Raw genomic sequence first — 25915 nt, 5'->3', positions numbered from 1 at the left:
AGCGGACGGCGCAAGGTGCTGCGTCGACCTAAGCCTTCCGGTGCGGAGCCGCCTTGGCATCCTTCTTGCGTTTGGTGACTTCCGGGTGGTGCCGGCTCAGGGCGATTACTCCCACGATAGCAAGGAGAGCCGCCGCAGCCATGGCGATGGCCGTTACGGCGTGGACATCGGGACGCAGCTCACCAAGAATCACGATGCCGATCGCAATACCAACGATGGGATCGATAACGGTCAGGCCGGCGATGACGAGGTCCGGCGGTCCGCCGGAGTACGCGCTCTGCACGAACCAGGATCCCAGTCCGCCGGCCGCAGCGATGGCGATGATGGTGTACCACTGGACGTTAAGCAGGAACAACCCGTTGGGATCCAGCAGGTGCTTGCCGATGATGCGCGTCAGCACGGCGACGAAGCCGAACAGGACTCCGGCACCCAGGATGTAGATGAACGCGCTCATTCGGTGTTTGAAAAGAACGGCGAGCGTGCCGAACAGTCCCACGGCCAAAGCCAGGAGAAGCACGATCGTGAGCTCGTCCTCCGCGTTCACATGATGGTTTTCCTGGGTGACGTTGACGGCCAGGAGCACGAAGAGTGCCGAGCCGGTGACACACGCGGTGATAGCCACCACGGTGGCACGGTTGATGCTGAGGCCTTGATCCTTTGCGTTGACCACAGTGGTGATGACGAGCGCAATCGCCCCGATGGGTTGGACCACTGTGAGCGGCGCGGAGACCAGGGCGATGGCGTTCATGGCCATGCCTACTGCCAGCAACAGCAAGCCGAACATCCACCGGGGGTTGCGCAGGAGCCGCAGGAAGCCGTTCGAGCTGAGTGCGAGCCCACCCGTGTCGGCCTTCACGGCGCTGCCCTGCCGTTGCGCACCAATGGCCAGGCAGAAGGCACCCATGACAGCAAGGAAAACCGCCAACCACACCATCAGCCGCGCCCGCCGTCGCCGTCGCGTAGTTCCTGGCCCTTGCGGACGATCGCCCGGAAGTAGTTGACGGCCGCAACCCAGTGGCCCACCAAACCAAGTCCCAGGAAAACCCAGGCGGAAACGAAGTACACATCGGTGAAAGGCACAGGCAGTTTGGACAGCACAAGCAGCGGTGTCCCGGCCAGGAGGAACGCGGTGCGGATTTTTCCAACGACGCTCACGGGCAGGTCCGGGTGGCCGCGGAAGTACACTAGGGAAGCAGTTGCCAGGATCGCATCCGGAACCACCAGCGCGGCCAGGTACCACCATTGGACGACGCCGGCGATCGCCAGGGTGAAAGCGACTGCTATCAGGGCGGCCCGGTCGGCCATCGGATCCAGGATGCGGCCGAGTTTGGAGGTTTGGTCGAAGCGCCGGGCTATATATCCGTCCACCCAGTCGGTGCTCCCCATGATGACCAGCACCAGGACCGCAAAGCCGTATTCTTTCTGGGAAAGAACCAGCCAGACGAACAACGGAACGCCCATGAACCTCAGGACAGTGAGGATATTGGGGATGGTGAAGACGAGGTCGTGGTCCACCTGGGGTCGACCGGGGCGCGAACCAGCACCGATCAGCCTCATGGTGTCCCCCTTCCCTGTTTCTTGAGTGCCCGGGCGGTCAACGTTCCGGAACCGCGGCGGCCTGCTATTTTTTCAGCAGTTTCCGCAGCGCCACCACGAAGACGACCGTGGCAGCGGCAAACGCAGCGAGGTCCTTCCACCGTGCAGCGATGCGCCCGGCAAGATCCTCCGGAACCGAGTCCGACAGTCCGGCAACGCGGCTTGCCGCAAAATCCTTGCCATCCTGGAACCGGGCGGTGGCCTCCCCGAGCAGAATCCTGCCCTGCTTTTTGACGTCCAGCTGTTCCCCGAGTTCGTCACGGACTCCGGTGAGGTGTTCACGGCGCTTGTCCAGCCGGCGGCGGAGTTCGGCTTCCGTAGGTGCCTTGACCGCGTCGGCTTCCTTTGCAGCTTCCTTGGCGGCCTTTTCTGCCTTGGCTTTTTCGGCTTCGGCTTCCTTGCGGGCCTTGGCGGCCTTGGCGGCAGGTGAGTTCGGATCGAGGATCGATTCGTCGAAGGCCGAACCTTCCTTGGCGATGCCGATATCGTGCTTGATGCCCCTGATGGTGTCTTCGGGAACCAGCGGCATGGCCTTCTTGAATTTGGCGGTTCCGATCAGCGCGCCGATCGCGACGATCAGGAGGAAGACCGCGGCAACAACCAGCGCCGCGAGCCAGCCGGGCATGACTGTGGCAAGCCCAAGGATCGCTGCCACAACAAGCGCGATGACCAGCAACGACATGAAAACCAGGGCTATGCCAAAGAATGCGCCGGCAACACCCACCTGCTTGGCCTTGCGTTGGACTTCGACCTTGGCAAGGGCGATTTCATCGTTGAGTTGCCGGGGGGCCAAACGGGCAACGAGCTTGAGGGTCTTCGGCAAGGCACGGATGGCCGGTCCCTTGCTTGTCCTGCCGGTGTGACGTCCGCTCATGGGTTCCGCCTAACTGCTTCCTCTGGGCTGCGTAGTGGGCTTCCACGGCCGAAAAATGACGTCCGCAGGCGCTTGTCCTCAAAACTATCATTCAGGTTCCCGCCCAACTTCCGCCTGTGCCCACCACGGCGCGCCCGAACACGCTGCATAAATATGATGTGACGGCCATAGGATAGATGATCGTGACCACCCACACTGCTCCGGGCGATTCCCTGAGCCGACGCGAAAAACTTGTCTACATCATCCTTCTGGGTGCCCTGACCGCACTTGGCCCCTTCACAGTGGACCTTTACCTCCCCGCGTTCCCGGCGCTGGAGAAGAGCTTCAACGTGTCCGCTGCAGCCATCCAGCTGACACTGACGGGAACCACGGTGGGCTTCGGCCTGGGGCAACTGGTGGTGGGCCCCTTCAGCGACAAGTTCGGCCGCCGGCTGCCGCTGATCCTGGCCACTGCCCTCCATATTGGTTCGTCCCTCGGCGCTGCGCTGTCCACGGACATCGGGTTGTTGTCCCTGTTCCGTGTCCTGATGGGCATCGGCGCAGCAGGCGGTGGTGTGGTGGCGATGGCCATGGTCCGCGACCTTTTCCACGGCTACTCCATGGTCCGGATGTTTTCGCGCATGTCCTTGGTCAACGGCCTGGCCCCCATCCTGGCGCCCATTATCGGCTCCCAGTTGCTGTTGGTCTTTCCATGGCCCGGCATTTTCTACTTCCTGGCCGCCTACGGACTCCTGGTGATCCTCGCGTCCATCTTCTTCATTAAGGAGACGCTTACGGCGGAGCAGCGCGGCACTTCCGATGTCACTGTCCGGCAGCGATACAAGACCGTGCTGACGGACCGGATCTTCGTGGGCATGCTGATGGTGGGAAGCCTGAACTTCGGTGGACTGTTCGCTTACCTGTCCGCCTCGACCTTCCTCTTCCAGAACGTCTACAACTTTTCGCCGCAGGAGTACGGCATCCTTTTCGGAGTGAACTCCCTGGGCATCGTGGCCGGCGTCCAGATCAGTTCGCGCTTGATCAGGCGGGTGGCGCCACAGTGGATCGTCGCCTGGGCCACGCTCTTCCTGCTGCTGATGGCGGCACTGATCATCGTCATGGATCTCCTCCACGTGGGCCTGTGGGGCATCCTGGTTCCGCTGTGGTTCTACATTTGCGCCACCGGGTTCATGTTCCCCTGCGTCCAGGTCCTGGCCTTGGCCAACCACGGCGCCCAGGCCGGCACGGCGGCGTCCTTGCTGGGCGCTTCCCAGTTCACCATGGCAGGCATCGTTCCCCCGGTGGTTGGCTGGTTGGGTGTCAGCTCCGCTGTCCCCATGGGCATTGTCCAGGTGGTGTGCATCGCCGGTGCCGTGGCGGCCCTGTGGCTGGTGGTACGGCCCCGCACGGTCCCGTCGATCCACTAGCGCACCACCCACCGCGTAGGCTGTGACCATGACCAGGAAACCGCACCGCAACGGCCGGGGACTTTTCCTCGGCGCCGTGCTTGGCGCCGTCGTCGGGGCTTTGCTGGGCAGGGCCGCAGGCAGTGCGCTGTTCGGCGCGATCCTTGGTGCGGTGATCGGCGCCGCTGTCCTGTACCGGGTGAATCCCGGGCCCTGGAACCGCGAATAACGGGTGTCCGGAGAACCCTGCCCCGACCCTGCCGCCGCTACGGCCCATAGGCCCTCCCTTTCCAGCGGCCGGCAGGGCAGAATGGTGGCCAGCCGGGACTAACCCGTGCTCCACCGGTGAAGGGGACAGCACATGAGTGCGGCTGTGGGCTTGAGGGGCAAGATCGGCGGGCTGCCGGGCGTGCGACGCCTCCCGGTCACGCTTGGACTACTGGCGGTGGTGTGGATTTCCGGCCTGGCCACCGGAAGCATCCTCAACGGGCCACGCCAGGACCTGCTGGAGCAGGTAGGGCTGGGGCTCGCCGTCGAACCTGGCCCCTGGTGGTCGGTCCTCAGCTCATCATTCTTCGCCTCGTCCCTGCTCGACTACCTCGCTTGTTCCGCCGCCATCCTGGTGGGCGTGGGCATCGCCGAACGCACCATGGGCGCATTGCCGGCGCTTGCGGCCTTCATTGGCGGCGCCGCCCTCAGCGCCCTGGTCCTGGTGGCCCTGGTGACGTTCGGTACCGACGCCAGCGACCAGTGGCTCAGCTTCCTTGGCGGTGAATACGCGGTGGGCGCCTACGGTGGCGCCGCAGCCGCCCTGGGATGCTCGACGGCGGCACTTGAGGCACTTTGGCGCCGGCGCCTCAGGACGTGGCTGCTGGCCGCCACGTTGATGTTTGCCCTGTTCGTTGGGGTGGCCCAGACGCTCCAGGCCCTTGCCGGAGCTGTGATCGGCATCCTGGCGGGCTGGGCGTTCAGGGTCTGGGTGCTTCGCCGCCGCGCCGCCTCCCTGCATTCCTCCAGCCTGCGGGAAACCCGGTTCCTGGTGGGAACCGTGGTGGGCGTCTTTGCCCTTGGTCCACTGCTTACGCAACTTACGGGGACCCTGGACATCGGTCCGCTGTCCGTGGTCTCGGAGGTCATGCTCCAAGCCAGTCCCGGGGCTGACGAAGTCAGAGAAGCCTGCGACAACGATTCCAGCTGCGTCACGCTGCAAAGCGTGGTGGGCGTCCAGAGCTTTGGCGCTGCCATCCTGACACTGATTCCCGTGCTGTTGCTGCTGGTCTGCGCCGAAGGACTCCGCCGCGGGCGCCGTCTCGCCTACCGGCTGACACTGGTCATTCAGCTTTACCTGGCCGTGGTCACTGTGTTGTCGATCCTGCAATACACCACCGATCCGGGGGTCGAGTTGGGCAGTGACGATCTGGGATACCTGCTGCTGTATGCAGTGCCGGCCCTCCTGGCACCGGTGATTATTGCGGCGCTGCTGGCCGGCAACCGCCACAAGTTCCAGGTCGAGTCCAGCGATGCCGGCTACCGGCTGCTGGGCAGGACGTCCCTGGTCCTGGCCGTCGCAGCGATATTGCTGTATGTCCTCTTCTGGTTCCTGGAGGGGAACCCCGGCCGCTCGTCGCTGTTGGCCCTTGCCGGGCAGCTCACGCACATCCTGGTTCCCTTTCCCGTACCGTTCGTTGTGGAACTGCCGCAGGGCCTGGTGAGTACGGTCATCTACGGCCTGGGCGGGGACGTCATCTGGTTGTGCATCCTGATCTTGGTCCTCAACAACTTCCGCCGGTACCGCTCCAGTGCCACGGATCCCGCCGCCGACCTTGGCCACGCCCGGGAACTGCTCCACGAAGGCGGCGGAACGTTGTCCTGGATGGCCCTCTGGGACAACAACCAGTACTGGTTCACACCGGACCGCTCTGCGGGGGTGGCCTATCAGGTGCACAACGGCGTGGCACTTACGGTGGCCGGCCCATTCGGAGCCCGGGAGCACCACGCAGCCGCGGCCACGGGCTTTCTGGCGCACTGCGCCGCCCTCGGCCTCATTCCCTGCTTCTACTCGGCAACCGCTGACCTGGACGGACCGCTGCTGCCCCGCGGATTCCGCAAACTGGAGGTTGCCGAAGAAACACTGCTGAACGTCCAGTCCATGACCTTCCAGGGCAAGGAATGGCAAAACGTTCGCACGGCCCTGAACCGGGCCGGGAAGTTGTCCATCAGGGACCACTGGTACCGCTACCCGGAGATGCCGCCCGGTGCCAGGGCCCAACTGGCGGAAATTTCCGAGGAGTGGGTGGCTGACAAGGCGCTCCCTGAGATGGGATTTACACTCGGCGGACTCAACGAACTCAAGGACCCGGAAGTACTGTGCTGCGTCGCGGTTGACGACGACGGACTGGTCCACGGGGTCACCAGCTGGCTCCCTGTCTTCACGAACGGCACGGTCACCGGGTGGACTTTGGACTTCATGCGACGGCGCACAACGGGCTTCAAGGGCGTCATGGAGTTTCTGATTGCCTCCGCCGTGAACCGCTTCAAGGAAGAGGTTACCCAAATTTCGCTGTCAGGCTCGCCCCTGGCCGGCTCCGGCCCGGACAGCAGCGACGGTGACCACTCCACCCTGGACAAGGTCCTGGCGCTGCTCGGCAATGCACTGGAGCCCATGTACGGTTTCAAGTCGCTGGCGGCCTTCAAGTCGCGGTTCCAACCCCAGCACCGGACCCTGTTCATGTACTACCAGGACCCGTTGGCGCTTCCCTCCATCGGCCTGGCGGTTGGTTCGGCGTACCTGCCCGGTTTGTCTCCCGCCCAAAGCGCAGGGCTGCTGAGGCAGATGGTGGCCCGGGAGCAGGCCGTGTGAGAACCGGACACTGTGGATTCACCGGCGGGAAACGACCGTGAACGACCTCCTGAAGATCGAGATCAGCGGTCCCGTCGTCATGGGCATCGCCATCGCCGTCGACGCCGGCCTCTTCCTGGTGTTGTTCCTTAGGCCGTCGGCGCGCTGGGTGGTGACAGGCGTCGTCGGAATTACCGTGGCCGCGCTCGTGGGCTGGCTGACCGTCTGGCTCGTGGAAGACGTCTGGGATGTCTTCCACGTAGGGCTGACGCCGAGGGTCTGGTTCTGGGCGATCACGGGGTTTGCGGCCGTCGGCCTCTGCGTGGTCAGCTTCCGCCACAGCCCGCGTTGGCGAAAGCTTGTTGCCGCCATCTCCATCCCGGTGTTCCTGCTGGTGGCCGCCCTGGGGATCAATACGGAATTCGGGCTCAACAAGACCCTGGGTTCGGCGCTTGGAATTTCCACTGAGGATGCCATCCAGTTGAGCAAGCCGAACCCGGATGCCACGATACCTTCCGGCCCCCTCTGGCAGAACTGGCAGCCGCCGGCCAACATGCCCGCCAAAGGTGAAGCAGGCACGCAAGTCATCCCCGCCACGGAGTCTGGTTTCACGGCACGACCGGCCGGCATCTACCTGCCGCCGGCAGCGCTGACCGCCAATCCCCCGCGGCTGCCGCTGTACGTGCTCCTGATGGGCCAACCCGGCTTGCCTGATCCCCAGTATGTTTCGGCAGCGCTGGACGACTTCGCCGCCAGGAACAACGGCCTGGCGCCCATTGCGATCGTGGCAGACCAGATCGGGCCGGACGAAAACGATACGCTCTGCCTGGACACTGCCAAGTACGGAAACGTGGAGAAGTACATCAACGTGGATGTGGTCAACTGGGCCAAGGCCAACCTGAACATCCTCCCCGACCGGGATCACTGGACCATTGCCGGCTACTCAAACGGCGGCCAGTGCGCCATCTCCTTCGCCGTGAAGTATCCGCAGATGTGGGGCAACGTGGTGGACATTTCGGGCGAAGAGTACCCGGGAGCCGAGGACCCGGCCGGGAACCTCCGTGACATCTTCAACGGAAACCAGGCGGCGTACGACGCCCAAAAGCCAATCAACATCATGAAGGGCCGGCAGTTTCCGGACACCACGGCAGTCTTCACCGTGGGATCGGACGACGTCACCTACGTGGCCGCGGCAAAGGCAGTCTCCGCTGCGGCCAGGGAATCCGGGATGAGCGTGACCTACTACGAGGTACCCAACGGGGGTCATGTGGGCATCGCTTTGAACGCCGGGCTGACCAAGGGATTCGAGGTGCTTTACCCGCGGCTTGGCTTGTCCCGATAGCGTACTTCCCCTGTCCGGCAACGCCGCCGGGCGATAAAGTTGAGGTGTGCCACATTGGCAAGACCTGCAGCCGCTTCCGGCACCGTGGCAGCGTCGGGATGACCGCATCCTTCCGCTGTGGTGGGACAGGCTGTGCTCGGTGACCAGCCCCCAGTCGGCGGCCCTCTATGCTGCAGGACTCTTCACGGACGACCGGCGCCGGCCCATCGCCCAGTGGTACAACCAGGAGACCGACGCCGCCCTGCTGGTGGCCCCCGAGACGTCACCTGAATGGCCGGTCCAGCGCTTCGGCATTTTCTACGCTCCGCCCGGCGGTGGCTTCACCCGCGTCTATTCGGCGCCCCACGAATGGCATCCCCGGGAACCCCGAACCCCGCCAACCGAACAGGAAGCCTTTGTGGCCGCGGTAGGCGAGGCCGCCAGGTTCCTCCAGGTTGAGATGGATTTCGTCTGAGCCGGCAGCCGTATGCGGGACGGAGGCGTCCACCAAAAAGTGAACCCCGCACCGGGCAGTGCCGGTACGGGGTTCGATGCGCTCCTCCGACTGGACTTGAACCAGTAACCCTTCGATTAACAGTCGAATGCTCTGCCAATTGAGCTACGGAGGATTGAAGCGGTAATTAGCTTAACAGGCTCCCGCCGGAAAACGAAATCGGTGCGGATACCCCCAGGGGGTATAAAAAATTCCCCCGTTTCGGCGATCCGAAACGGGGGAATTGTGCGCTCCTCCGACTGGACTTGAACCAGTAACCCTTCGATTAACAGTCGAATGCTCTGCCAATTGAGCTACGGAGGATTGAAGCGGTAATTAGCTTAACAGGCTCCCGCCGGAAAACGAAATCGAGGCTCAGGAGTCCTGCCGCAGTGCCCGGCGCTGGATTTCGAGCTCCATCAGTTCGCGGTGCAGCCGCTGTACCTCCTCCGGGAATGCAGCAGCATCCAGTCTCTGCAGCTGGCCCATCTTGTCCGCCTTGATGCGGGTGATCTGCAGCTCAAACAGTCGGGCCAGGATGTCCCGGCAGTACTTCTGCATGGCCTCGGGCGTACTGGCGGGCAGCGGCGTCACAGCGAGCTCGGACACCAACGGACGCAGCGGCTCCGGAACCTCCTGCCGGACCTGCTCAACCCAGGACACCGGATCAGCCGCCTGGGCAATTCCGGTGGCGCGGATCGCCGCGTGCACGGCGGCATAGGCAGGCGTGGAGAAATGCGACGCCTCGAACCGTTCCCATGCTCCCCCACCCAGCACAGCCGGCTCCTGCAGGACAACCTCCAACGCCTGGCGTTCCATCCCTGCCACGGGGTCCCGCGGGTCCGGTCGATGGAAAGAGGGTGCTGCGCCCATCGCTGCCGGCGGCGTCGTTTGTTCCACGGCGCCGGCAGGAGAGCCGGTAGGTGTGCCGCCGGCAGCAGCCCGTTTGGCGGCAGCGCCAACGTACCGGCTGACGTCCTCGATCGGCATGCCCAGCCAGCCGGCCAGTTCCCGCGTGTAGGCCGGCCGGATTGCGGAGTCGCGGATCTGGGCCACCACCGGTGCTGCCTCCCGCAAGGCGGCTACCCTGCCCTCGACGGTGTCAAGATTGTGTTTCCGGAGCGAGGCGCGGATGGCGAATTCGAAGAGTGGTTTCCGGCTCTGGATCAGTTCGCGGACCGCAGCGTCGCCCTTGAGTTGGCGCAGATCACAGGGGTCCGCCCCCGTGGGTTCCACCGCCACGTAGGTCTGCGCCACAAAGCGCTGGTCTTCCTCAAAAGCGCGCAGGGCAGCCTTCTGGCCGGCAGCGTCGCCATCGAAGGTGAAGACCACTTCTCCCCCGGTGCCGTCGTCCGAAAGCAGCCGCCGGGCGATCTTGATGTGCTCGGTGCCGAACGCCGTGCCACAGGTGGCTACCGCCGTCGTGACTCCTGCCAAATGGCAGGCCATGACGTCGGTGTACCCCTCAACCACCACCAGCTGGCGGTCCTTGGCGATGTTCCGCTTGGCGAGGTCGATCCCGTAGAGGACCTGGGACTTCTTGTAGAGCGTCGTCTCCGGCGTATTCAGGTATTTGGGGCCTTGGTCGTCTTCGAAGAGCTTGCGGGCGCCGAAGCCGATGGTGTCTCCGGCAATATCGCGGATGGGCCAGATGAGCCTGCCGCGGAAGCGGTCGTAGATGCCGCGGTTGCCTTCAGAAAACATCCCCGTCAGCCTAAGTTCGGCATCCGTAAAGCCCTGCCCCCGCAGATGCTTCAGCAGCGAATCCCAGCCCTGCGGAGCGTAGCCTACGGCGAAGTGCTCGGCGGCGGCCCGGTCGAAGCCACGGCCATCCAGGAAGTTGCGCGCCTCGGCTGCACCGGGAGTCAGCAGCTGGGCCCTGAAGAATTCGTCAGCGATCTTGTGGGCGTCCAAAAGGCGTTGGCGCTTGCCGACTTCCTCCCGGCTGGGCCCGGTACCGCCGTCCTCGTACCGCAGTTCGTAGCCGATCCGGGCGGCAAGCTTTTCAACGGCCTCATGGAAGGAACTGTGGTCCATCTTCTGAATGAAGGAGATGGCATCCCCGTCCTCGCCACAGCCGAAGCAGTGGTAGCGACCCACCTGGGGGCGGACTGTAAACGAAGGCGACCGCTCGTCATGGAAGGGGCACAGGCCCTTGAAGCTGCCCAGTCCCGCACTCTTGAGCGTGACGTAGCCGTCCACGACTTCCTTGATGTCCGTGCGCTGGCGTACTTCGTCGATATCTTCACGTTTGATCAGGCCAGCCACCAGACCATCCTAATCCGGCGCGGCAGGCGGCTGGTCACCACAGCGACGGCAGGCTGCCCACCAGGCGCTCGTACATGGCCAGGGCGGAGCCGTCCGTGAGTGACGCTACTTGGTCGATCACCACCCGCAGACGGGCCGAATCGTCGACGGCGGCACGCCAGTCAGCAGCGAACATCGGCTCCAGGTGGCGGTCGCCGGTGGCGTTCAGGACACCCACCAGGGCGTGCAGGACTTCGCGCTGCCTTTCGTAGACGGGCTGGCGATGGTCGGTGGAGATCACGAATGTTGTTGCCAGGCCCTTGAGCACGGCGATTTCGGTCACCGTTTCCTCCGGCACCATGAGTTCAGCTTCATAGCGGGTCAGGTTGGCCGGTCCAAAATGCGCCCGGGTGGTTTCCATGGCGCTCTGGCAAAAACGGCCGATCAACTGGCTGGTCATATCCTTCAACGCAGCCATGGACTTCCGGCTTCCGTCCGCTTCCCGCACCCAGACCCGGGTGGCCTCCAGGCGGGCCAGTGCGGCATCGATCTCGGCGGGGTCGTTGTGCGGGAGATACCACTGACGGGTGTACCCCACCACGCGGGCCCTGTGGTCCGGGTTCTCCATCCACTTCAACTGGAAGTGTCCGGCCACGATCGCATCCTCGACGTCATGCACGGAGTAGGAGATGTCATCGGCCAGGTCCATCACCTGTGCCTCGATGCAGGAACGGCTGCCCGGCGCACCTTCGCGCAACCATTCAAACACCGGGAGGTCGTCCTCGTAGGCGCCGAACTTGCTGGTGCGGTGCCCGTGGATGACGGGGGCGTCGACGGCGGACCACGGGTATTTGGAGGCAGCGTCGAGGCTGGCGCGGGTCAGGTTGAGTCCTGCCGGCCTGCCGTCGTCGGCCAGCACTTTGGGTTCCAGCCGGGTCAGCAGGCGGAGGGTTTGGGCATTGCCTTCAAACCCTCCGATCGCATGGGCGACCTCGTTCAGGGCCGACTCGCCGTTGTGGCCGAAGGGCGGGTGGCCGAGGTCGTGGCTCAGGCAGGCGGTATCAACCACGTCAGGATCGCAGCCCAGGGACCGCCCCAGCTCACGGCCCACCTGTGCCACTTCCAGGCTGTGCGTGAGCCGGGTCCGGACGAAGTCGTCAGTATCGGGGGCGACCACCTGGGTCTTGGCACCGAGCCGGCGCAGGGCCGAGGAATGCAGGACGCGTGCCCTGTCCCGTTCGAAATCGGACCGGTACGTGTTCTTGCGCGGCTCCTCAACCCACCGTGCGGAATCTGCTTCCGTGTAGCCGGGAATCGCGTGCACAAAATCGTTGCCGGTATCCTTCCGGCCCAACGTCACTTCTGTTCCCATGGGTTCTGCCTCCTTCAAGCGCCGTGCGTGGTGCTTCCTGAGCCAGTCTTGCACGCGTGCAGCTAGCCGCCCGAAACGTCCAGCTCCGCTGCCGCAATGTCGGCGCTCTGTTCGGCGTTCAGCTGCCGGCTGTCCAGCCAGTCCTTCGGCAGTGCCGGCCGCTTGGGTGACCCGGCCCGGCCCCGGGGACCTTCGGAGTCGACGCCCGGATAGGGCAGGTCAAGGTCGAGCTGATCCAGGAGTTCCCGCAGCACCTCCAGCGTGGGCACGGTAGCGAGTTTGGCCCGCAGTTCGCCACCCACGACGTATCCCTTGAAGTACCAGGCCATGTGCTTGCGGATTTCGCGGAGCGCCTTGTATTCATCGTTGCCGAACGTTTCCACCATGAGCTCTGCATGGCGGTACACGCCTTCTGCCACCTCGCGGAGGCCCGGCCGGTGACGCTGGTCGCTGCCTTCGAACGCCGCCTGCAGGTCACCGAAGAGCCACGGGCGGCCTTGGCAGCCGCGGCCCACCACAACGCCGTCGACGCCGGTCTCCCGCACCATGCGGACTGCGTCCTCGGCAGACCAGATGTCGCCGTTGCCGAGGACCGGAATGTCCGGCAGGGCCTCCCGCAGGCGGGCAATGGAGGACCAGTCCGCCTGGCCGGAGTAGAACTGGGCGGCCGTCCGGCCGTGGAGTGCGACAGCGGCTACGCCTGCGTCGCGGGCAATCCGGCCGGCCTCCAGGTAGGTCAGGTGGTCGTCGTCGATGCCCTTTCGCATCTTGATCGTCAGCGGAATGCCGCCCTTGGAGGCTTCCTTGACCGCCGTCCGGACAATTGAGGTGAAGAGGTCGATCTTCCACGGCAGGGCCGACCCACCGCCACGCCGGGTGACTTTGGGTACGGGGCAGCCGAAATTGAGGTCGATGTGGTCGGCCCGGTCCTCTTCCACGAGCATGCGGACGGCAGCCCCCACCGTCTTGGGGTCGACGCCGTACAGCTGCACTGACCGGACTTTCTCGTCGTCGTCATGCGAAATGATCCGCAGTGATTCGGGTGTCCGTTCCACCAGGGCGCGCGAGGTGACCATCTCCGCCACGTACAGGCCGCCGCCGTATTCACGGCAGAGCCTGCGGAAAGCGGAGTTGGTGATGCCCGCCATGGGAGCGAGGATCACGGGGGTGTCCACGGTGATCCCGCCCAGCTGCAGTGGCGGAAGCTCAAGCTTGGGAGAAGGGGGCGTTGCTACGACAGTCACCTGTCCATTGTCGCAAATGGAGGCAAATCGATATCCGGGGCAACTTCTCAGGTGGTCCCGCTGGGGCCGTGGTTGCGCCGCTCCGCTTCCCGTTGGGCGCGCCGGCTCCCCGGACGGGCCGGTGGCGATGAATCCTGTGGTGACGCCCCGGCGTCGTGCGTTTCCCCGCGGTCCGAACCCACGACGGCGGCCGCTGCGGCAAGTGCGCCGGTATCGTCCACGTCGTCGGGACTGATGCCCGAAGCGCTGTCCCCGGCGTTCCGGATGCCGGTGGCCTTGACCACCAAAACGGCGATCAGGGTGGTGACCGGGATGGCCAGGACCAGTCCAATGGAACCAACCAGGGTGCGGATGACTTCCTCGGACAATTCAGCGCTGGTCAATGCCTCGTCCAGGGGCCGGTCGTAGAGCATCACAATGATGAGGATCGGCAGGGCCGCCCCGGCGTACGCGAAGGCAATGGTGTAGACGGTGGAGGCGATGTGGTCGCGCCCGATCCGCATGGCCGAGGAGAACAGCTTCCGCGCGCTGGTGTTGGGCGCCAGTTCATAGAGTTCCCATACGGCCGACGACTGCGTGATGGTGACGTCGTTGAGGACACCCAGGCCGGAGATGATGAGGCCGCACAAAATGATGCCGGAGATCGAGATGTTGCCGGACATGTTCACCAGCGTTGCGGCATCGTGGTCGCCCACACCGGCCAGGTTGGCTGCATCGGTGGCCCATGCCGCCAGGAGTGCCGTAATGCCGAGCCCGAAGATCGTGCCAAGCAACGCGGTGGAGGTCCGCGCCGAGAATCCATGGGCGAAGTAGAGCACCCCGATCATGATCACGGTGGACCCCACCAAGGCCAGCAGCAGCGGCGGCTTGCCCTCCACCAGGCCGGGAAGGATGAAGCTGACCAGCACGGCGTACGCTCCCACCAGGCCAAGCAGTGCACGGAAGCCGCGCCACCGGGCCACCGCTATGACCACGGCGGCATAGAGCACGGCAAGCAGTGCAATGGGGACGCTGCGCACGAAGTCAACAAACACGTAGGCCGGCGCACCGCTGCCCTGGGAGGCGCCCTGGACCCCGGAGAGATTCAGGTACCGTATGGAATCGCCCACGTCCACGCCATGGGATTTGGCGACATCCGGATTGATGACGACCTTGACGGGATCGCCACCTTTGTCAGGCTCGGTGAAGGCGAACGTACATTCCGAGCCAGCCTGCTGGCCACCCTGGTTTGGGTCGGTCTGTCCAGGAAGCGACTGGCCCGTCTGCATGCAGCTTTCCTGCACTACGCTTTGGATGCGGCCCGTATCAAAGGTCACCCCCGGGGCAGCCTGGTAGGGACTCGCGAACGAGATACCTTCCCGGCTGCCCGAGGGCCACATCAGGATCATGGCAACGAGCGTCAACACGCCCAGCGGGACAAGGACGGCCGCCAACAGCCAGTTGGCGCGTTTCCTTGAAGCCAGCGCCTGTGGTGTTGGCGCGGAGCCTTCCGGCTGTCCGTGTGAGTGACCATGGCCCATCAGCAGCAAAACCTCATGCTTTCAACCCTACGCGGGTCAGTCGCTCACGATCAGCGTGTCAGCACCGCGGACGTGTGCCTTGCCGGACTCCAGCAGCGGAGCCAGGACGGAGCGCAGCGCCGCCATGGACTCATCGACTTCCAACAGCACGGGATGCTGGTAGGCAATGAGCGCCAGCAGGTCCCGCACTGCCGATTCCGCCTCGCCGGGAGCGAGGTCCGGATCATGACCCAGGAAGACATCCGAGGGCTCCTCGGAGTTCCCTTGGGCATAACTGATGGCGAAAGCCTGGATCCTGCCCTTCCGGGACGCCGGCACGCCAGGGCCGAAAGCGCTGGCCTTCAGCGCCCGCAGGACGATCGCACCGTGGGCACCGGTGAGGTCGTGCAGGAACAACCGCTGGACGGTGGCAATGCTGAGCTCGCCGGGGCTGTCCCAATGGTGCACGGCCGAGTAGTACCGGCCCACGACGTCGCTGAGCTCCACCGAGCCGGTAGCCAGGTCCTCCACCCGCTCGGAAGCGGCCTCTTCGGAGCCATCGCCGAACCTCGGAAGCTTCAGTGGCTCGGGATCCACGACCACCAACTGGGAGCGCTGGATGGGGCCCAGGCCGGCTGCCTCGGCGAAGGCGGCACCGGGCGTCCCCGGCTCCACCTTGCTGCGGAGCGCTGAAACGCCCGACGGCGAGTTGGCGGCTTCGCGGCGAAGCATGGTCAGGAGCGTGGCACCGATGCCGCTGCGGCGGTGGTCCTTGGCAACCTCGATGTAGGCCCACAGGCGCTCCGGATGCAGCGACGCCTCGTGGACCACGCCGGCGGCCACCGGAATGCGGACTCCGTCCACGACGTCCTCGGCCACCATGCACCGGCGCCACGGCTGGTTGCCGGAGGGTGCCAATGCGGCGCGGAACTGCTCCGCGGGCAGGGTCTCCGGGTCGCCCCAGATTTCCAGGAGGGCGAGATCGTCGCCCTCCTTCCACTCACGGTATTCGAGGGCCACTGCTAGGCACCGATCAGGCGGGCAGCCAGGTAGGCCTCTACCTTGTCCAGGGAAACACGTTCCTGGCTCATGGTGTCGCGCTCACGGATGGTGACGGCCTGGTCCTCGAGGGTGTCGAAGTCCACGGTGATGCAGAACGGTGTGCCGATCTCGTCCTGGCGACGGTAGCGGCGGCCGATCGCGCCGGCGTCGTCGAAGTCGATGTTCCAGTTCTTCCGCAGCTGCGCGCCGAGGGCCTTGGCCTTCGGGGACAGGTCCTCGTTGCGGCTCAGGGGCAGGACAGCTGCCTTGACCGGGGCCAGGCGCGGGTCGAGCTTGAGGACCGTGCGGACATCGACGCCGCCCTTTGCATTGGGTGCCTCGTCCTCGGTGTAGGAGTCGATCAGGAAGGCCATAAAGGAGCGGGTCAGGCCCGCAGCGGGCTCGATCACGTAAGGGGTGTAGCGCTCGTTGGTGGCCTGGTTGAAGTAGCTCAAGTCCGTGCCGGAGGCCTTGGCGTGCGTGGAGAGGTCGAAGTCCGTGCGGTTGGCGATGCCTTCAAGCTCGCCCCATTCGGAGCCCTGGAAGCCGAAGCGGTACTCGATGTCCGTGGTGCCCTTGGAGTAGTGGCTCAGCTTCTCCAGCGGGTGCTCGAAGAAGCGGAGGTTCTCTTCACGGATGCCCAGGCCGGTGTACCAGGCCATGCGTTCGGTCATCCAGTACTTGTGCCACTCTTCGTCCGTGCCGGGCTCGACGAAGAACTCCATCTCCATCTGTTCGAATTCACGGGTACGGAAGATGAAGTTGCCGGGGGTGATCTCGTTGCGGAAGGACTTGCCGATCTGGCCGATGCCGAACGGCGGCTTCTTGCGGGACGTGGTGAGCACGTTGTTGAAGTTCACGAAGATGCCCTGCGCAGTCTCGGGGCGCAGGTAGTGCAAACCTTCTTCGCTGGCGACCGGGCCGAGGAAGGTCTTCAGGAGGCCGGAGAACTCCTGGGGTTCAGTCCACTGGCCGCGGGTACCGCAGTTGGCGCAGGCGATGTCGGCCAGGCCGTTCTCCGCTGGACGGCCCTTCTTTTCCTCGTACTCTTCCTCGAGGTGGTCTGCACGGTAGCGCTTGTGGCAGGAGAGGCACTCCACCAGGGGGTCGGAGAAGACCTCCACGTGACCGGAGGCTTCCCACACCTGGCGGGGCAGGATCACGGAGGAGTCCAGGCCAACGACGTCCTCGCGGCCACGGACCATGGACTGCCACCACTGGCGCTTGATGTTTTCCTTCAGTTCAGCACCGAGGGGACCGTAATCCCAGGCAGAGCGGGAGCCACCATAGATTTCACCGGCCTGGAACACGAATCCCCTCCGCTTGGAAAGGGAAATGACCTGGTCGAGGACGGATTTTGCTGCCATGGGTACTCCATATTTCTACAGGGCCGCTGGGTGCGGTCCGCGGTGGTTTGAACTGTGCAGGAAGCTGCGTGTCCTAGCCTACCGGCCTTTGGCGGCCGGCCTTCCGGCGAAGGATCCTTTCGGCCATGGAAGAGTGGCCACAACGATCGCCGCAAGGGTCAGCAGCGTACCGAGCACCGTGGGCAAGGCGACCACCGTTCCGGAGGTGGGGATCACGACGTCGAGCGCCAGGGAGCCCACCAGCTGGCCGGCGATCATGCCCAGGCCGGTCACCAGGACACCCAGGCTGCGGACCAGCAGGGCCGCCAGGCCGATCGCCACACAGCCCAACGGCCCGCCCAGGTAGTACCACAGCTCGCCCGGCAAGGGATTCCCGGGACCTGAGACCGCGGCCTTGATGAGCCAGGCGATCCACAACACCACCGAACCAGCGAGGAAGTTGACCAAGGTGGCCGCAATGGGCGTGCCATAGTGCACGGTCGCCGTTCCGTTCATGGCCTGTTGGAAGCTCATCAGGAAACCCGCTGCCAAAGGCAGGATGACCGGCACAAGCAAGGTTCCGACGTCGGACACGCCGCCCAGGCGCGGCGACACGGCCCAGGCGACGGCAGCTACGGTGAGGATGCTGCCAGCCACCCGCATGCCGGTAACGGACCTCTTGCCGCCGGGAGCTATCCCCAACCGGTCCACCAGCAGTCCGCTCAAGGTCTGTCCTGTCACGGTGGCGACAGTGAACACCGCCACACCCAACAGTCCCACGGTGTAGGACTGGGCAAAGACGAAGAACGCCCCCACGGCGCCGGCCATGACATAGAAGGGCGGGAAACTTCGGTTGCGGACCGCCGGGACAATGCGCTGCAGCCCGGCCCTGCCCTTGGGCGTGGCGAGCGATATCGCTGCGATCACCACCAGGCCTATGGTGAAACTCACCACCGAGGCGGTAATACCGTCATGAAGGTTGGTGGCCAGTGCCCCGTTGATGCGTCCCTGCACCGGGAGCACCAGCCCCGTCAGGACGGCCAAAGGCAGGCCAAGGACAAGCGGAAAGCTGGAATGACGGGAAGGCTGCGGCACTGTCACCACACTACTTCAGGCATCATTGCTGTATGAGCAACCCCGAAATCGAAGAAATCCCTATCCGCGACGACATGATCCGCCTGGGCCAGCTTTTGAAGCTCGCCAACCTGGTGGAAGACGGGGTTGAGGCTACGGAGCTCATCAAGAACGGCCTGGTCAAGGTCAACGACGACATCGAGGAACGCCGCGGCCGCCAGCTCCACGCCGGCGACACCGTGAGCGTCAATGGACAGACCGTCCGGATTACCGGCAACTCCTAGCCCGGGATCCCCCTAGCCCAGCACCTTGTGGGTGAGGAACTCCCCCACGTGGCCGATCTCCTGCTGGTTGATGCCGTGCCACATCCCCGTGTACAGGACCTTGGTGAGGTCCACATGCTTGCGCACCCAGCCCATGGTGTATTCGATCTTGTCCTGGGTGATGACCGGGTCCTGCTGGTCCCGGCCCCAGAACATCGGCACACTGCCATCAAGTTGGTCGTCGCGGAAGTCAGGGTCGCCGGCGGCGTCCACCACGAAACCTGAAAGCCCGACGACGGCGGCAAAGTCCGCGGGACGGTAGCGGAGCATGGTGGTGGCCATGGCCATGCCCATGGAGAAGCCGAGCAGTGTCACCGAGGAATGGTTCGCTTTGACGGTATCGAGCCACTCGAGCGCGTATCCGGCGGCCAGCTTGACTGCATCCAGTGAGTACTCGATCGATGCAGTCAGCGGAAACCACGTGTACCCGGGCCCGGTGGGCACGGGGGCCCGCAGCGCTGCCACCACGAATCCCTCAGGCAGCAGCCCGGCCAGGCTGAAGAGGTCCTCCTCATTGGAACCGTAACCGTGCAGCAGGACCAGCAGCGGTTTGCCTTCCCGTTCCGACTCGTCGTGGGACCAGAGAACAACGGGCGCGGGGAATGCAACGGCTTCAGTCATGGGTCTATTCTTGCAGTTACCCGCTGGTAACAACCTACGGTCGCGTAGGTTGGCAGGTTAGAGGCAGGATGAGAAGCGTGAGTGACGTGAATTCATTGGTCCGGCCGGACGACCCGGCCCAAAAGCATCCCTGGAGCCGATACGTAGCGCTGGGAGACTCGTTCACCGAAGGCATCGGCGACCCCGAGCCGCAGAACCCCGGTGGTTTCAGGGGATGGGCTGACCGCGTAGCCGAAGAGCTGGGCCGCGGCCACGAAGACTTCGCCTACGCCAACCTCGCCATCCGGGGCAGGCTTCTGCAGCAGATCATCGACGAGCAAGTGGGCCCCTGCCTGGAGCTGCAGCCCGACCTCGTCTCCATTTCGGCCGGTGGCAACGACCTCATCCGGCCCGGGGGCGATCCCGACCTTTTGGCAGAGAAGCTGGATGCCGCCGTCGGGCAGTTGGGCTCCGGGGGCGCCACCGTGGTGCTGTTCAACGGGCCCGACACCGCGTCGTCCGTACTGGGCCGCATCCGCGGCAAGGTGGCCATCTACAACGAAAACCTCCGCACCGTGGCCGCGCGGCACGACGCCATCATCGCTGACATGTGGTCGCTCAGGCAGCTGGCAGATGTCCGGATGTGGGACGAAGACCGCCTCCACTTCTCGCCCCTGGGGCATCACACCATCGCCATGATGGTCCTCGAAGCACTGAACGTTCCGCACGCCCTGGAGCCGTTGAGCCCCAAGCCACTCCCCCCGCGGACGTGGCGCGAGGCGCGTTCCTCGGATCTGGTGTGGGCCCGGGAGTACTTTGTGCCGTGGGTGATCCGCCGGTTGCGCCACCAGTCTTCAGGGGACGGGATCTCACCCAAGCGCCCGACGCCGGGACCCGTGTTCGGACCCGGCAGCACCATGGTGCCGCGCGGCTAGGCAGGGGCTGGTCGTGCACGGTGTGACAGGCCAGGCAGCTGCCGTCGTCGACGTCCGCCTGCGGCGGCAACGGCTTCGACCGCCCTATGGCGCAGACGTAGCCGGCGTCCTGCGACACCTCCTTGCGGTGCAGTCGCAGGAGTTCGCCTACGCGCGCTGGTCCATTGCCCAGCGCACTCCCGGGGCCACAGCCGACGACGTCGAGCAGGCCGTGGCAGACGGGACGATCCTCCGGACCCACATTCTGCGGCCCACCTGGCATTTCGTCCACCGGGAAGATCTTGGCTGGTTGATGGCGTTGTCCGCCGAACGCCTTCATCAGGGCAACAAGGGAATGTACCGGCAAACCGGCGTGGATACGGAAACCGCCGCCCGCAGCGGACGGATCCTGGCCGAAGCGGTGGCCGGCGGCAAACACAAGACGCGCGAAGAGCTGGGACAGGTGCTGGAGCGCGCCGGGCTGCCGGGAAAGGGTCTGGGCTTCATTTACCACCTGATGCACGCAGAAACCAGCGGAATCCTGGTCAGCGGCGCGCCGGTGCGTTCAACCGGCGGCGCCCTCAAGCAGACCTATGCACTCTTCGAAGAGCGGGTTCCCAACGCCTCCGGTCTTCAGGAAAGGCCGGGCTTCCGGGGTGACGAGCGCGACCACGCACTGGCACGGCTGGTTCTACGCTACTTCGGCAGCCGGGGTCCTGCGACCGTGAAGGACTGTTCTGTGTGGTCCGGACTGACCATGCAGGACATCCGCCGCGGCCTGGATGCTGCCCGTTCCCTGTCCGCGGAACTCACCACGATGGACGTGGACGGCGTGGAATGCCACGTGGCTGCGGAGGAAGTGGAGTCCCTGGCCCGGTCCGGGCAGCCGGCCCGTCCCGGGCAGGCACTCCCCCGGACGCGGCAGGCGGAGCCCAGGATCGACCTTGTCCAGTGCTATGACGAATACATCATGGGCTACTCACAAACCCGGCACTACCTGGGCGGAACAGCACCTTATTTTCCGGAGGACAAGGGTCCCATGCACGCGGTGTTGCTGGACGGCCGGCTGGCCGGTTGGTGGCGACACAGGCTCTCGGGCGGAGTTTGCGGGCTGGAAGTGCGCATGAACCATGAACCCGGGCCGGAGGAACAAGCAGCACTGGACGCCGAGGCCCAACGCTACGGTCAGTTCCTGCGCATGCAGACGTCGCTGGTGTAACCGCCACCCGTGGTTCCAACGGCCACCGCACCGCTACGCGAAGAACGCTTCGCGGAGCTGGGTGGAAAGCTGGCCGATTTCCGTGAGGAAGCCGTCGTGCCCGATCGGCGCTTCAATGACATGAACAGGGACCTGCCCGGGCAGGTGCGCGGCCAGTTGCCGGGACTGCTCCGGAAAGTAGAGCCTGTCCGTGTCCACTGCCGCGACAAAGAACTCGGCGGTGGCCCGTCCGAGGGCTTCCTGGAGGCTGCCGCGACCACGGGAAACATCGTGGGACATCAGCGCTTCAGTGATGGCGATGTAGCTGTTGGCGTCAAAGCGGCGGACCAGCTTGGTGCCTTGGTGGTCCAGGTAGCTCTCCACCTGGTAGCGGCCGCGTTCGCCCAACACAGCGGCGGCCAGGGGCGTCTCCTGGTGCTGGGCTTCCCTGCCGAAGCGGACATCAAGTTCCAGCGCTGACCGGTAGGTGATGTGCGCGATGCGCCTCGCCAGTGCCAGGCCCGCCTCCGGAGCCGGTCCGTCGTAGTAGTCGCCGTTGTTGAAGTGGGGGTCCTGGCGGATGGCCAAGGTCTGCGACTGGGCAAAGGCGATTTGCTCGGCGGTGCTGTAGGCACCGACTGAGATGACTGCGCACCGTTTGACGCGGTCAGGAAGAGTCACGGCCCATTCAAGGGCCCGGGCACCACCCATGGAGCCGCCAAGCACCGCATGCCACTGGCGGATCCCCAGCGTGTCGGCAAGACGGGCTTCGGCTTCGGTGCTGTCCCGCAGGGTGACCAAGGGGAAGCGGGACCCCCAAGGACGTCCGTCCGGGGCCGTCGAGGACGGTCCGGTGCTTCCGTAGCATCCGCCCACAATGTTGATGGAGACCACGAAGAACCGGTCGGTGTCGATCGTGGCGCCGGGACCCACCAACTGCTCCCACCAACCGTCCTCGTCGGTGGCACCCTTGGCTACGTGCGTGCTTCCCGTCAGCGCATGCTGGATCAGGACAGCGTTCGATGCATCGGCATTCAGCCGTCCCCACGTCTCGTAGGCCAGGACGACATCAGGAAGGAAGCCGCCCGCTTCAAGTTTCAGGGAACCGATGCCCGCGTATTTGACGATGCCGTCTTCTTCGCCCGATTTTGGGAGTGCTGCAGCAGTAATGGTCATTCCTTTGACACCTATCGTCGCGCTTGCCCATCGCCATTTCTGCGACAGGCCAGGTCCTCACCCGGGGCACCCCACCGCGGAGGAGGGTTGCCGGCCAGCAAGCCGGGGCTATGCGCTGGCACTCATGACCTAATACGTAGAGTCTAGGAAGAACATGGCGGTTCTGGCGAAGAATGTGACAGCAGTGTGACGGTTTTTCACTGCTTGGTTCGCCAAAGACGCCGCCCGGGCCCCGTCCGGCGAACATTCGACCGGCCGGGGCCCACGCCAGGGTCCTGCAGAGCCTACGCGCCCTTGGCGGCGCGGAAGCCGGCTTCGAGGTCGGCGATGATGTCGTCGACGTGCTCGATGCCCACAGCCAGGCGGACGAGACCCGGGTTCACGCCTGCTGCCACCTGCTGTTCCACGGTCAGTTGGCTGTGGGTAGTCGACGCCGGGTGGATGACCAGGGACCGGACATCGCCGATGTTCGCAACGTGAGAGTGCAGTTCCAGGGCATCCACAAAGCGCTTGCCTGCCTCGACTCCGCCCTTGATGGTGAAGGCCACCACGGCACCGGTACCGCGTGGACCGTACTTCCGGCCGCGTTCGAACCAGGTGCTGGACGGCAGCCCGGCGTAGGCGACGGATTCGACGTCGTCGTGCGCTTCCAGCCATTGCGCCACTGCCGTGGCGTTGGCGACGTGCCGTTCCACCCGGAGGCTCAGGGTTTCCAGGCCCTGCGCAATCAGGAAAGCATTGAACGGAGACACTGCGGAGCCGAGATCGCGGAGCAGCTGGACCCGCGCTTTGAGGATGTAGGAAAGGTTGGCGCCCAGTGCTCCATCCTTCCCGAGGTCACGGGCATAGACGAGGCCGTTGTAGCTGGGATCCGGCGTGTTGAAGTTGGGGAAGCGGTCCGGGTCCTTGCCGAAGTCGAAGTTGCCCGAGTCCACGATCACGCCGGCGATCGCCGCACCGTGACCACCCAGGTACTTGGTGGCTGAGTGCACCACGATGTCCGCACCCCACTCGATGGGACGGATCAGGTAGGGAGTGGACAGCGTGTTGTCCACGATCAGCGGCACGCCGGCATCGTGTGCCACCTGCGCGATCCCCTCGATGTCCAGGACATCCTGGCGCGGGTTGGACACCACCTCGCCAAAGAAGAGCTTGGTGTTGGGCTGGACGGCATTGCGCCACTGATCCAGGTTGTCCGGATCCTCAACGAAGGTCACGGCAATCCCGAACTTCTTCAGCGTGTGCGCCAGGAGGTTGTACGTGCCCCCGTACAGGCTGGGGCTGGCCACCACATGGTCGCCGGCTTCGGCGATGTTCAGGATGGCGAACGTTTCCGCCGCCTGGCCCGAACTCAGCAGGAGGGCGCCGAGCCCACCTTCCAGGCTGGCAACGCGCTGCTCCACGGCATCCTGGGTGGGGTTGCCGATCCGGGTGTAGATGGGCGCAAGCTCAGCCAGGGCAAACCGGTTGGCAGCACTCTCGGCACTGGGGAACACGAACGAGGTGGTCTGGTAGATCGGAAGCGAACGCGCCCCTGTTGCAGCGTCCGGTTCCTGGCCTGCATGGATCTGGCGGGTTTCAAAGGACCATCCCTGTGACATTGCGTTCTCCTCTTCGTAGCGCATGGGTTTTCAGTTGGTGGTGCCGGGTGGGTTGCGGCCAGTCTAGGAACCCGCCCGCGACTTGGACAGCTTTATGACGAAGACAGTATTTTTCGGTCCCCGCGCGTCTGTTCCGGGTCCAGCCATGACGGTTCCGCTACCCGGGCGGCAACATCCCACCTTGGTTAGGCTTGACTTAGCTGAGACCCCGATCACAAAGTGCCAAGATGAAGCCATGCGCATGGATCACGTCTCTTACGCTTGTGAAAAAGATGGCCTTTTGGCCACCACCGAACGAATTTCCGCGGCTCTGGGAGTGGACGCAGTGCGGGGCGGAGTGCACCCGCGCTTCGGCACCCGGAACATGATCATTCCCCTGGCGGACAACAAATACCTGGAAGTCGTGGAGGTCCTGGACCACCCTGCCTCCGACAAGGCACCCTTCGGCCAGGCAGTACGGGCACGTTCGGCTGCCGGCGGTGGCTGGATGGGCTGGTGCGTCGCCGTTGACGACCTCGCCCCCTTTGAAGACCGCCTCGGCCGCTCCGCCGTTCCGGGCAACCGCAAGTTTCCCGATGGCCGGGAACTCGTGTGGCAGCAGATCGGCATCCTCGGCCTGATCGCCGATCCCCAGGTGCCGTACCTGCTGAAGTGGGAAGGTGACCCCTCCCTGCATCCCTCCAAGGTCTACGAGAGCGACGTCAAGATGTCCAGCCTGACCATCGCCGGGTCGGCTCAACGCGTCACCGAGTGGCTGGGCGAGCCCGTGGAGAAGCCCCTGGAAGACGTGGCAGTCCAGTGGATGGCTCCGCACGGAACCCCGGGCATCATGTCGGTGACCTTCGAAACGTCATCGGGAGCCGTCACCATCTGACGCGTTCTGCCAGAAACTTCGGCCGCCATCAGCGGGTGCCAACGACGTCACCCACCGATGGCGGCCGAATACCTTTAAGCTCCTTTAAGCTGCTTTAAGCTCCGAACGCGGCCCAGGCCGCGGCGTTATCCGAGTCCCACGGCCTTGCCGAAGAGGCTGAATCCCACAAAGGCCACAATGTCCAGCAGGGCGTGGGCGATGACCAAAGGCATGACGCGCTTGGTCTTCGTGTACAACCATGCGAACACCAGGCCCATGACCACGTTGCCGATGAACGGCCCAAAGCCCTGGTACAGGTGATAGCTCCCCCGCAGCAACGCACTGGAGATGATCGCCAGGGGCACGCTCCAGCCGAACTTTCCGAAGCGGTCCATCAGGTACCCCACCACGATCACTTCCTCGACGATCGCGTGACGCAGGGCGGAAAGGACCAGGACCGGCACAGTCCACCAATAGGCGTCCAACCCGCTGGGGATGATGGCCGTGGTGATGCCCAGGGCGCGGCCGGCCGCATAGAGCCCCAGCGACGGTATGCCGATCGCCGCAGCGAGGCCCAGCCCCTGCAATGTGTCCTTTCCGGGCCGGGAGAAGTTGAAGCCCAGGCGCGCGAACGCCGAACCGGCGGGGGCGTGAAGGGACAGGAAGTAGAACACCAGGACCACGGGCACCAGGGCGAACATGATGTCCAGCAGCTGGTACGTGAGGTCGAAGTACTCCCGGGTACTTTGGGACCTGTTAAGCGTGGACGTCGCTTCCGACAGCGGAGCGCGGGTCAGTTTATCCAGGAGCTGGACCACCGAATACACGGCGGACTGGCCCAGCGAGAGGCCCAGGACAATCAGGACCTCTGCCCGCAGGCGGCGACGGGAAGCAAGAAGCATGTACCTATCTTGCCTGC

Annotated in this window: 23 protein-coding genes, 2 tRNA genes and 1 riboswitch; of the genes, 9 read left to right on the top strand and 16 right to left on the bottom strand. The window is 64.7% G+C overall.

Translation table 11 applies throughout. The features are described 5' to 3' along the window. Positions 1 to 28: 28 nt before the first annotated feature. The 3 genes from ACPFL9_RS07390 to ACPFL9_RS07380 form a co-directional block, all read right to left on the bottom strand. Entirely contained in the window at positions 29 to 934 is a 906-nt protein-coding gene (locus tag ACPFL9_RS07390) for a DMT family transporter (protein ID WP_426006730.1), read from the bottom strand. Further along, the gene (locus tag ACPFL9_RS07385; RefSeq protein WP_426006729.1) at positions 934 to 1557 is read right to left on the bottom strand and encodes a CDP-alcohol phosphatidyltransferase family protein; all 624 of its coding nucleotides are present in this window, start codon (positions 1555 to 1557) and stop codon (positions 934 to 936) included. Before ACPFL9_RS07385 ends, ACPFL9_RS07390 begins: the two co-directional genes overlap by 1 nt. A 64-nt stretch (positions 1558 to 1621) precedes the next feature. After that, entirely contained in the window at positions 1622 to 2470 is an 849-nt protein-coding gene (locus ACPFL9_RS07380) for a phage holin family protein (protein ID WP_426006728.1), read from the bottom strand. A 176-nt stretch (positions 2471 to 2646) separates the two neighbouring features. On the opposite strand from ACPFL9_RS07380, the gene ACPFL9_RS07375 reads away from it, so the two are divergent. The 5 genes from ACPFL9_RS07375 to ACPFL9_RS07355 all read left to right on the top strand — a co-directional run bounded on the left by ACPFL9_RS07375 (position 2647) and on the right by ACPFL9_RS07355 (position 8490). Further along, positions 2647 to 3876: a multidrug effflux MFS transporter gene (locus tag ACPFL9_RS07375; protein WP_426006727.1), complete on the top strand. Its 1230-nt coding sequence runs from the start codon at positions 2647 to 2649 to the stop codon at positions 3874 to 3876. Between the two features lie 28 nt (positions 3877 to 3904). Beyond that, on the top strand, positions 3905 to 4084 hold the full coding sequence (locus ACPFL9_RS07370) for a hypothetical protein (protein ID WP_426006726.1): 180 nt from the start codon (positions 3905 to 3907) through the stop codon (positions 4082 to 4084). Positions 4085 to 4216: 132 nt separating this feature from the next. Further along, complete coding sequence (locus tag ACPFL9_RS07365) at positions 4217 to 6715, top strand: bifunctional lysylphosphatidylglycerol flippase/synthetase MprF (protein WP_426006724.1); 2499 nt, start codon at positions 4217 to 4219, stop codon at positions 6713 to 6715. Positions 6716 to 6752: 37 nt separating this feature from the next. Beyond that, the gene (locus tag ACPFL9_RS07360) at positions 6753 to 8036 is read left to right on the top strand and encodes an alpha/beta hydrolase (protein ID WP_426006723.1); all 1284 of its coding nucleotides are present in this window, start codon (positions 6753 to 6755) and stop codon (positions 8034 to 8036) included. Between the two features lie 46 nt (positions 8037 to 8082). Further along, a complete protein-coding gene (locus tag ACPFL9_RS07355; RefSeq protein ID WP_426006722.1) occupies positions 8083 to 8490 on the top strand; it encodes a hypothetical protein in 408 nt (135 codons plus the stop codon). A gap of 81 nt (positions 8491 to 8571) precedes the next feature. On the opposite strand, the gene ACPFL9_RS07350 is transcribed toward ACPFL9_RS07355, so the two are convergent. From ACPFL9_RS07350 to ACPFL9_RS07310, 9 genes are all read right to left on the bottom strand, one after another. Next, positions 8572 to 8644: transfer RNA gene (locus ACPFL9_RS07350), tRNA-Asn, on the bottom strand. A gap of 115 nt (positions 8645 to 8759) precedes the next feature. Further along, positions 8760 to 8832, bottom strand: a tRNA-Asn gene (locus ACPFL9_RS07345). A gap of 51 nt (positions 8833 to 8883) precedes the next feature. Beyond that, on the bottom strand, positions 8884 to 10776 hold the full coding sequence (dnaG, locus tag ACPFL9_RS07340) for a DNA primase (RefSeq protein WP_426006721.1): 1893 nt from the start codon (positions 10774 to 10776) through the stop codon (positions 8884 to 8886). A gap of 34 nt (positions 10777 to 10810) precedes the next feature. Beyond that, positions 10811 to 12127 (bottom strand): deoxyguanosinetriphosphate triphosphohydrolase, encoded by a 1317-nt coding sequence (locus tag ACPFL9_RS07335; protein WP_426006720.1) that lies wholly within the window; start codon positions 12125 to 12127, stop codon positions 10811 to 10813. Between the two features lie 62 nt (positions 12128 to 12189). After that, complete coding sequence (gene dusB, locus ACPFL9_RS07330; protein ID WP_426006718.1) at positions 12190 to 13371, bottom strand: tRNA dihydrouridine synthase DusB; 1182 nt, start codon at positions 13369 to 13371, stop codon at positions 12190 to 12192. 47 nt (positions 13372 to 13418) lie between these two features. Next, a complete protein-coding gene (locus ACPFL9_RS07325) occupies positions 13419 to 14891 on the bottom strand; it encodes a YibE/F family protein (protein WP_426006717.1) in 1473 nt (490 codons plus the stop codon). Between the two features lie 36 nt (positions 14892 to 14927). After that, positions 14928 to 15890: a GNAT family N-acetyltransferase gene (locus ACPFL9_RS07320; protein WP_426006716.1), complete on the bottom strand. Its 963-nt coding sequence runs from the start codon at positions 15888 to 15890 to the stop codon at positions 14928 to 14930. A gap of 2 nt (positions 15891 to 15892) precedes the next feature. Beyond that, positions 15893 to 17278: a glycine--tRNA ligase gene (locus ACPFL9_RS07315; protein WP_426006714.1), complete on the bottom strand. Its 1386-nt coding sequence runs from the start codon at positions 17276 to 17278 to the stop codon at positions 15893 to 15895. Positions 17279 to 17356: 78 nt separating this feature from the next. Beyond that, the gene (locus ACPFL9_RS07310) at positions 17357 to 18361 is read right to left on the bottom strand and encodes a DMT family transporter (RefSeq protein ID WP_426006713.1); all 1005 of its coding nucleotides are present in this window, start codon (positions 18359 to 18361) and stop codon (positions 17357 to 17359) included. Between the two features lie 23 nt (positions 18362 to 18384). On the opposite strand from ACPFL9_RS07310, the gene ACPFL9_RS07305 reads away from it, so the two are divergent. Beyond that, complete coding sequence (locus ACPFL9_RS07305; RefSeq protein WP_426006711.1) at positions 18385 to 18615, top strand: RNA-binding S4 domain-containing protein; 231 nt, start codon at positions 18385 to 18387, stop codon at positions 18613 to 18615. 12 nt (positions 18616 to 18627) lie between these two features. On the opposite strand, the gene ACPFL9_RS07300 is transcribed toward ACPFL9_RS07305, so the two are convergent. After that, the gene (locus tag ACPFL9_RS07300) at positions 18628 to 19275 is read right to left on the bottom strand and encodes an alpha/beta hydrolase (RefSeq protein WP_426006710.1); all 648 of its coding nucleotides are present in this window, start codon (positions 19273 to 19275) and stop codon (positions 18628 to 18630) included. 77 nt (positions 19276 to 19352) lie between these two features. Here ACPFL9_RS07300 and ACPFL9_RS07295 point away from each other — a divergent pair, with 77 nt between their 5' ends. Together ACPFL9_RS07295 and ACPFL9_RS07290 are read left to right on the top strand one after the other, a co-directional pair. Next, entirely contained in the window at positions 19353 to 20189 is an 837-nt protein-coding gene (locus ACPFL9_RS07295) for an SGNH/GDSL hydrolase family protein (RefSeq protein ID WP_426006708.1), read from the top strand. A 13-nt stretch (positions 20190 to 20202) separates the two neighbouring features. Continuing rightward, positions 20203 to 21387 (top strand): winged helix DNA-binding domain-containing protein, encoded by a 1185-nt coding sequence (locus ACPFL9_RS07290; RefSeq protein WP_426006706.1) that lies wholly within the window; start codon positions 20203 to 20205, stop codon positions 21385 to 21387. A 33-nt stretch (positions 21388 to 21420) separates the two neighbouring features. Here the strand turns inward: ACPFL9_RS07290 and metX are convergent, their stop codons facing one another. Beyond that, positions 21421 to 22542, bottom strand: a complete 1122-nt coding sequence (gene metX / locus ACPFL9_RS07285) for a homoserine O-acetyltransferase MetX (protein WP_426006705.1) — start codon at positions 22540 to 22542, stop codon at positions 21421 to 21423. Positions 22543 to 22556: 14 nt separating this feature from the next. After that, positions 22557 to 22672: riboswitch (SAM riboswitch) on the bottom strand. Between the two features lie 154 nt (positions 22673 to 22826). Continuing rightward, entirely contained in the window at positions 22827 to 24143 is a 1317-nt protein-coding gene (locus ACPFL9_RS07280) for a bifunctional o-acetylhomoserine/o-acetylserine sulfhydrylase (protein WP_426006704.1), read from the bottom strand. A 235-nt stretch (positions 24144 to 24378) separates the two neighbouring features. On the opposite strand from ACPFL9_RS07280, the gene ACPFL9_RS07275 reads away from it, so the two are divergent. After that, positions 24379 to 25017 carry a VOC family protein gene (locus tag ACPFL9_RS07275; RefSeq protein WP_426006703.1) on the top strand — a complete coding sequence of 213 codons (639 nt, stop codon included), beginning with the start codon at positions 24379 to 24381 and terminating at the stop codon, positions 25015 to 25017. A 125-nt stretch (positions 25018 to 25142) separates the two neighbouring features. On the opposite strand, the gene ACPFL9_RS07270 is transcribed toward ACPFL9_RS07275, so the two are convergent. Then, the gene (locus ACPFL9_RS07270) at positions 25143 to 25898 is read right to left on the bottom strand and encodes a CPBP family intramembrane glutamic endopeptidase (protein ID WP_426006702.1); all 756 of its coding nucleotides are present in this window, start codon (positions 25896 to 25898) and stop codon (positions 25143 to 25145) included. Between the last annotated feature and the right edge of the window lie 17 nt (positions 25899 to 25915).

This window comes from Paenarthrobacter sp. NyZ202 (genome assembly GCF_049860755.1).
In the GTDB taxonomy this organism is placed as follows: domain Bacteria; phylum Actinomycetota; class Actinomycetes; order Actinomycetales; family Micrococcaceae; genus Arthrobacter.
The sequence above is the reverse complement of the archived record's forward strand: the minus strand, read 5'-3'. Positions and strand labels throughout refer to the sequence as shown.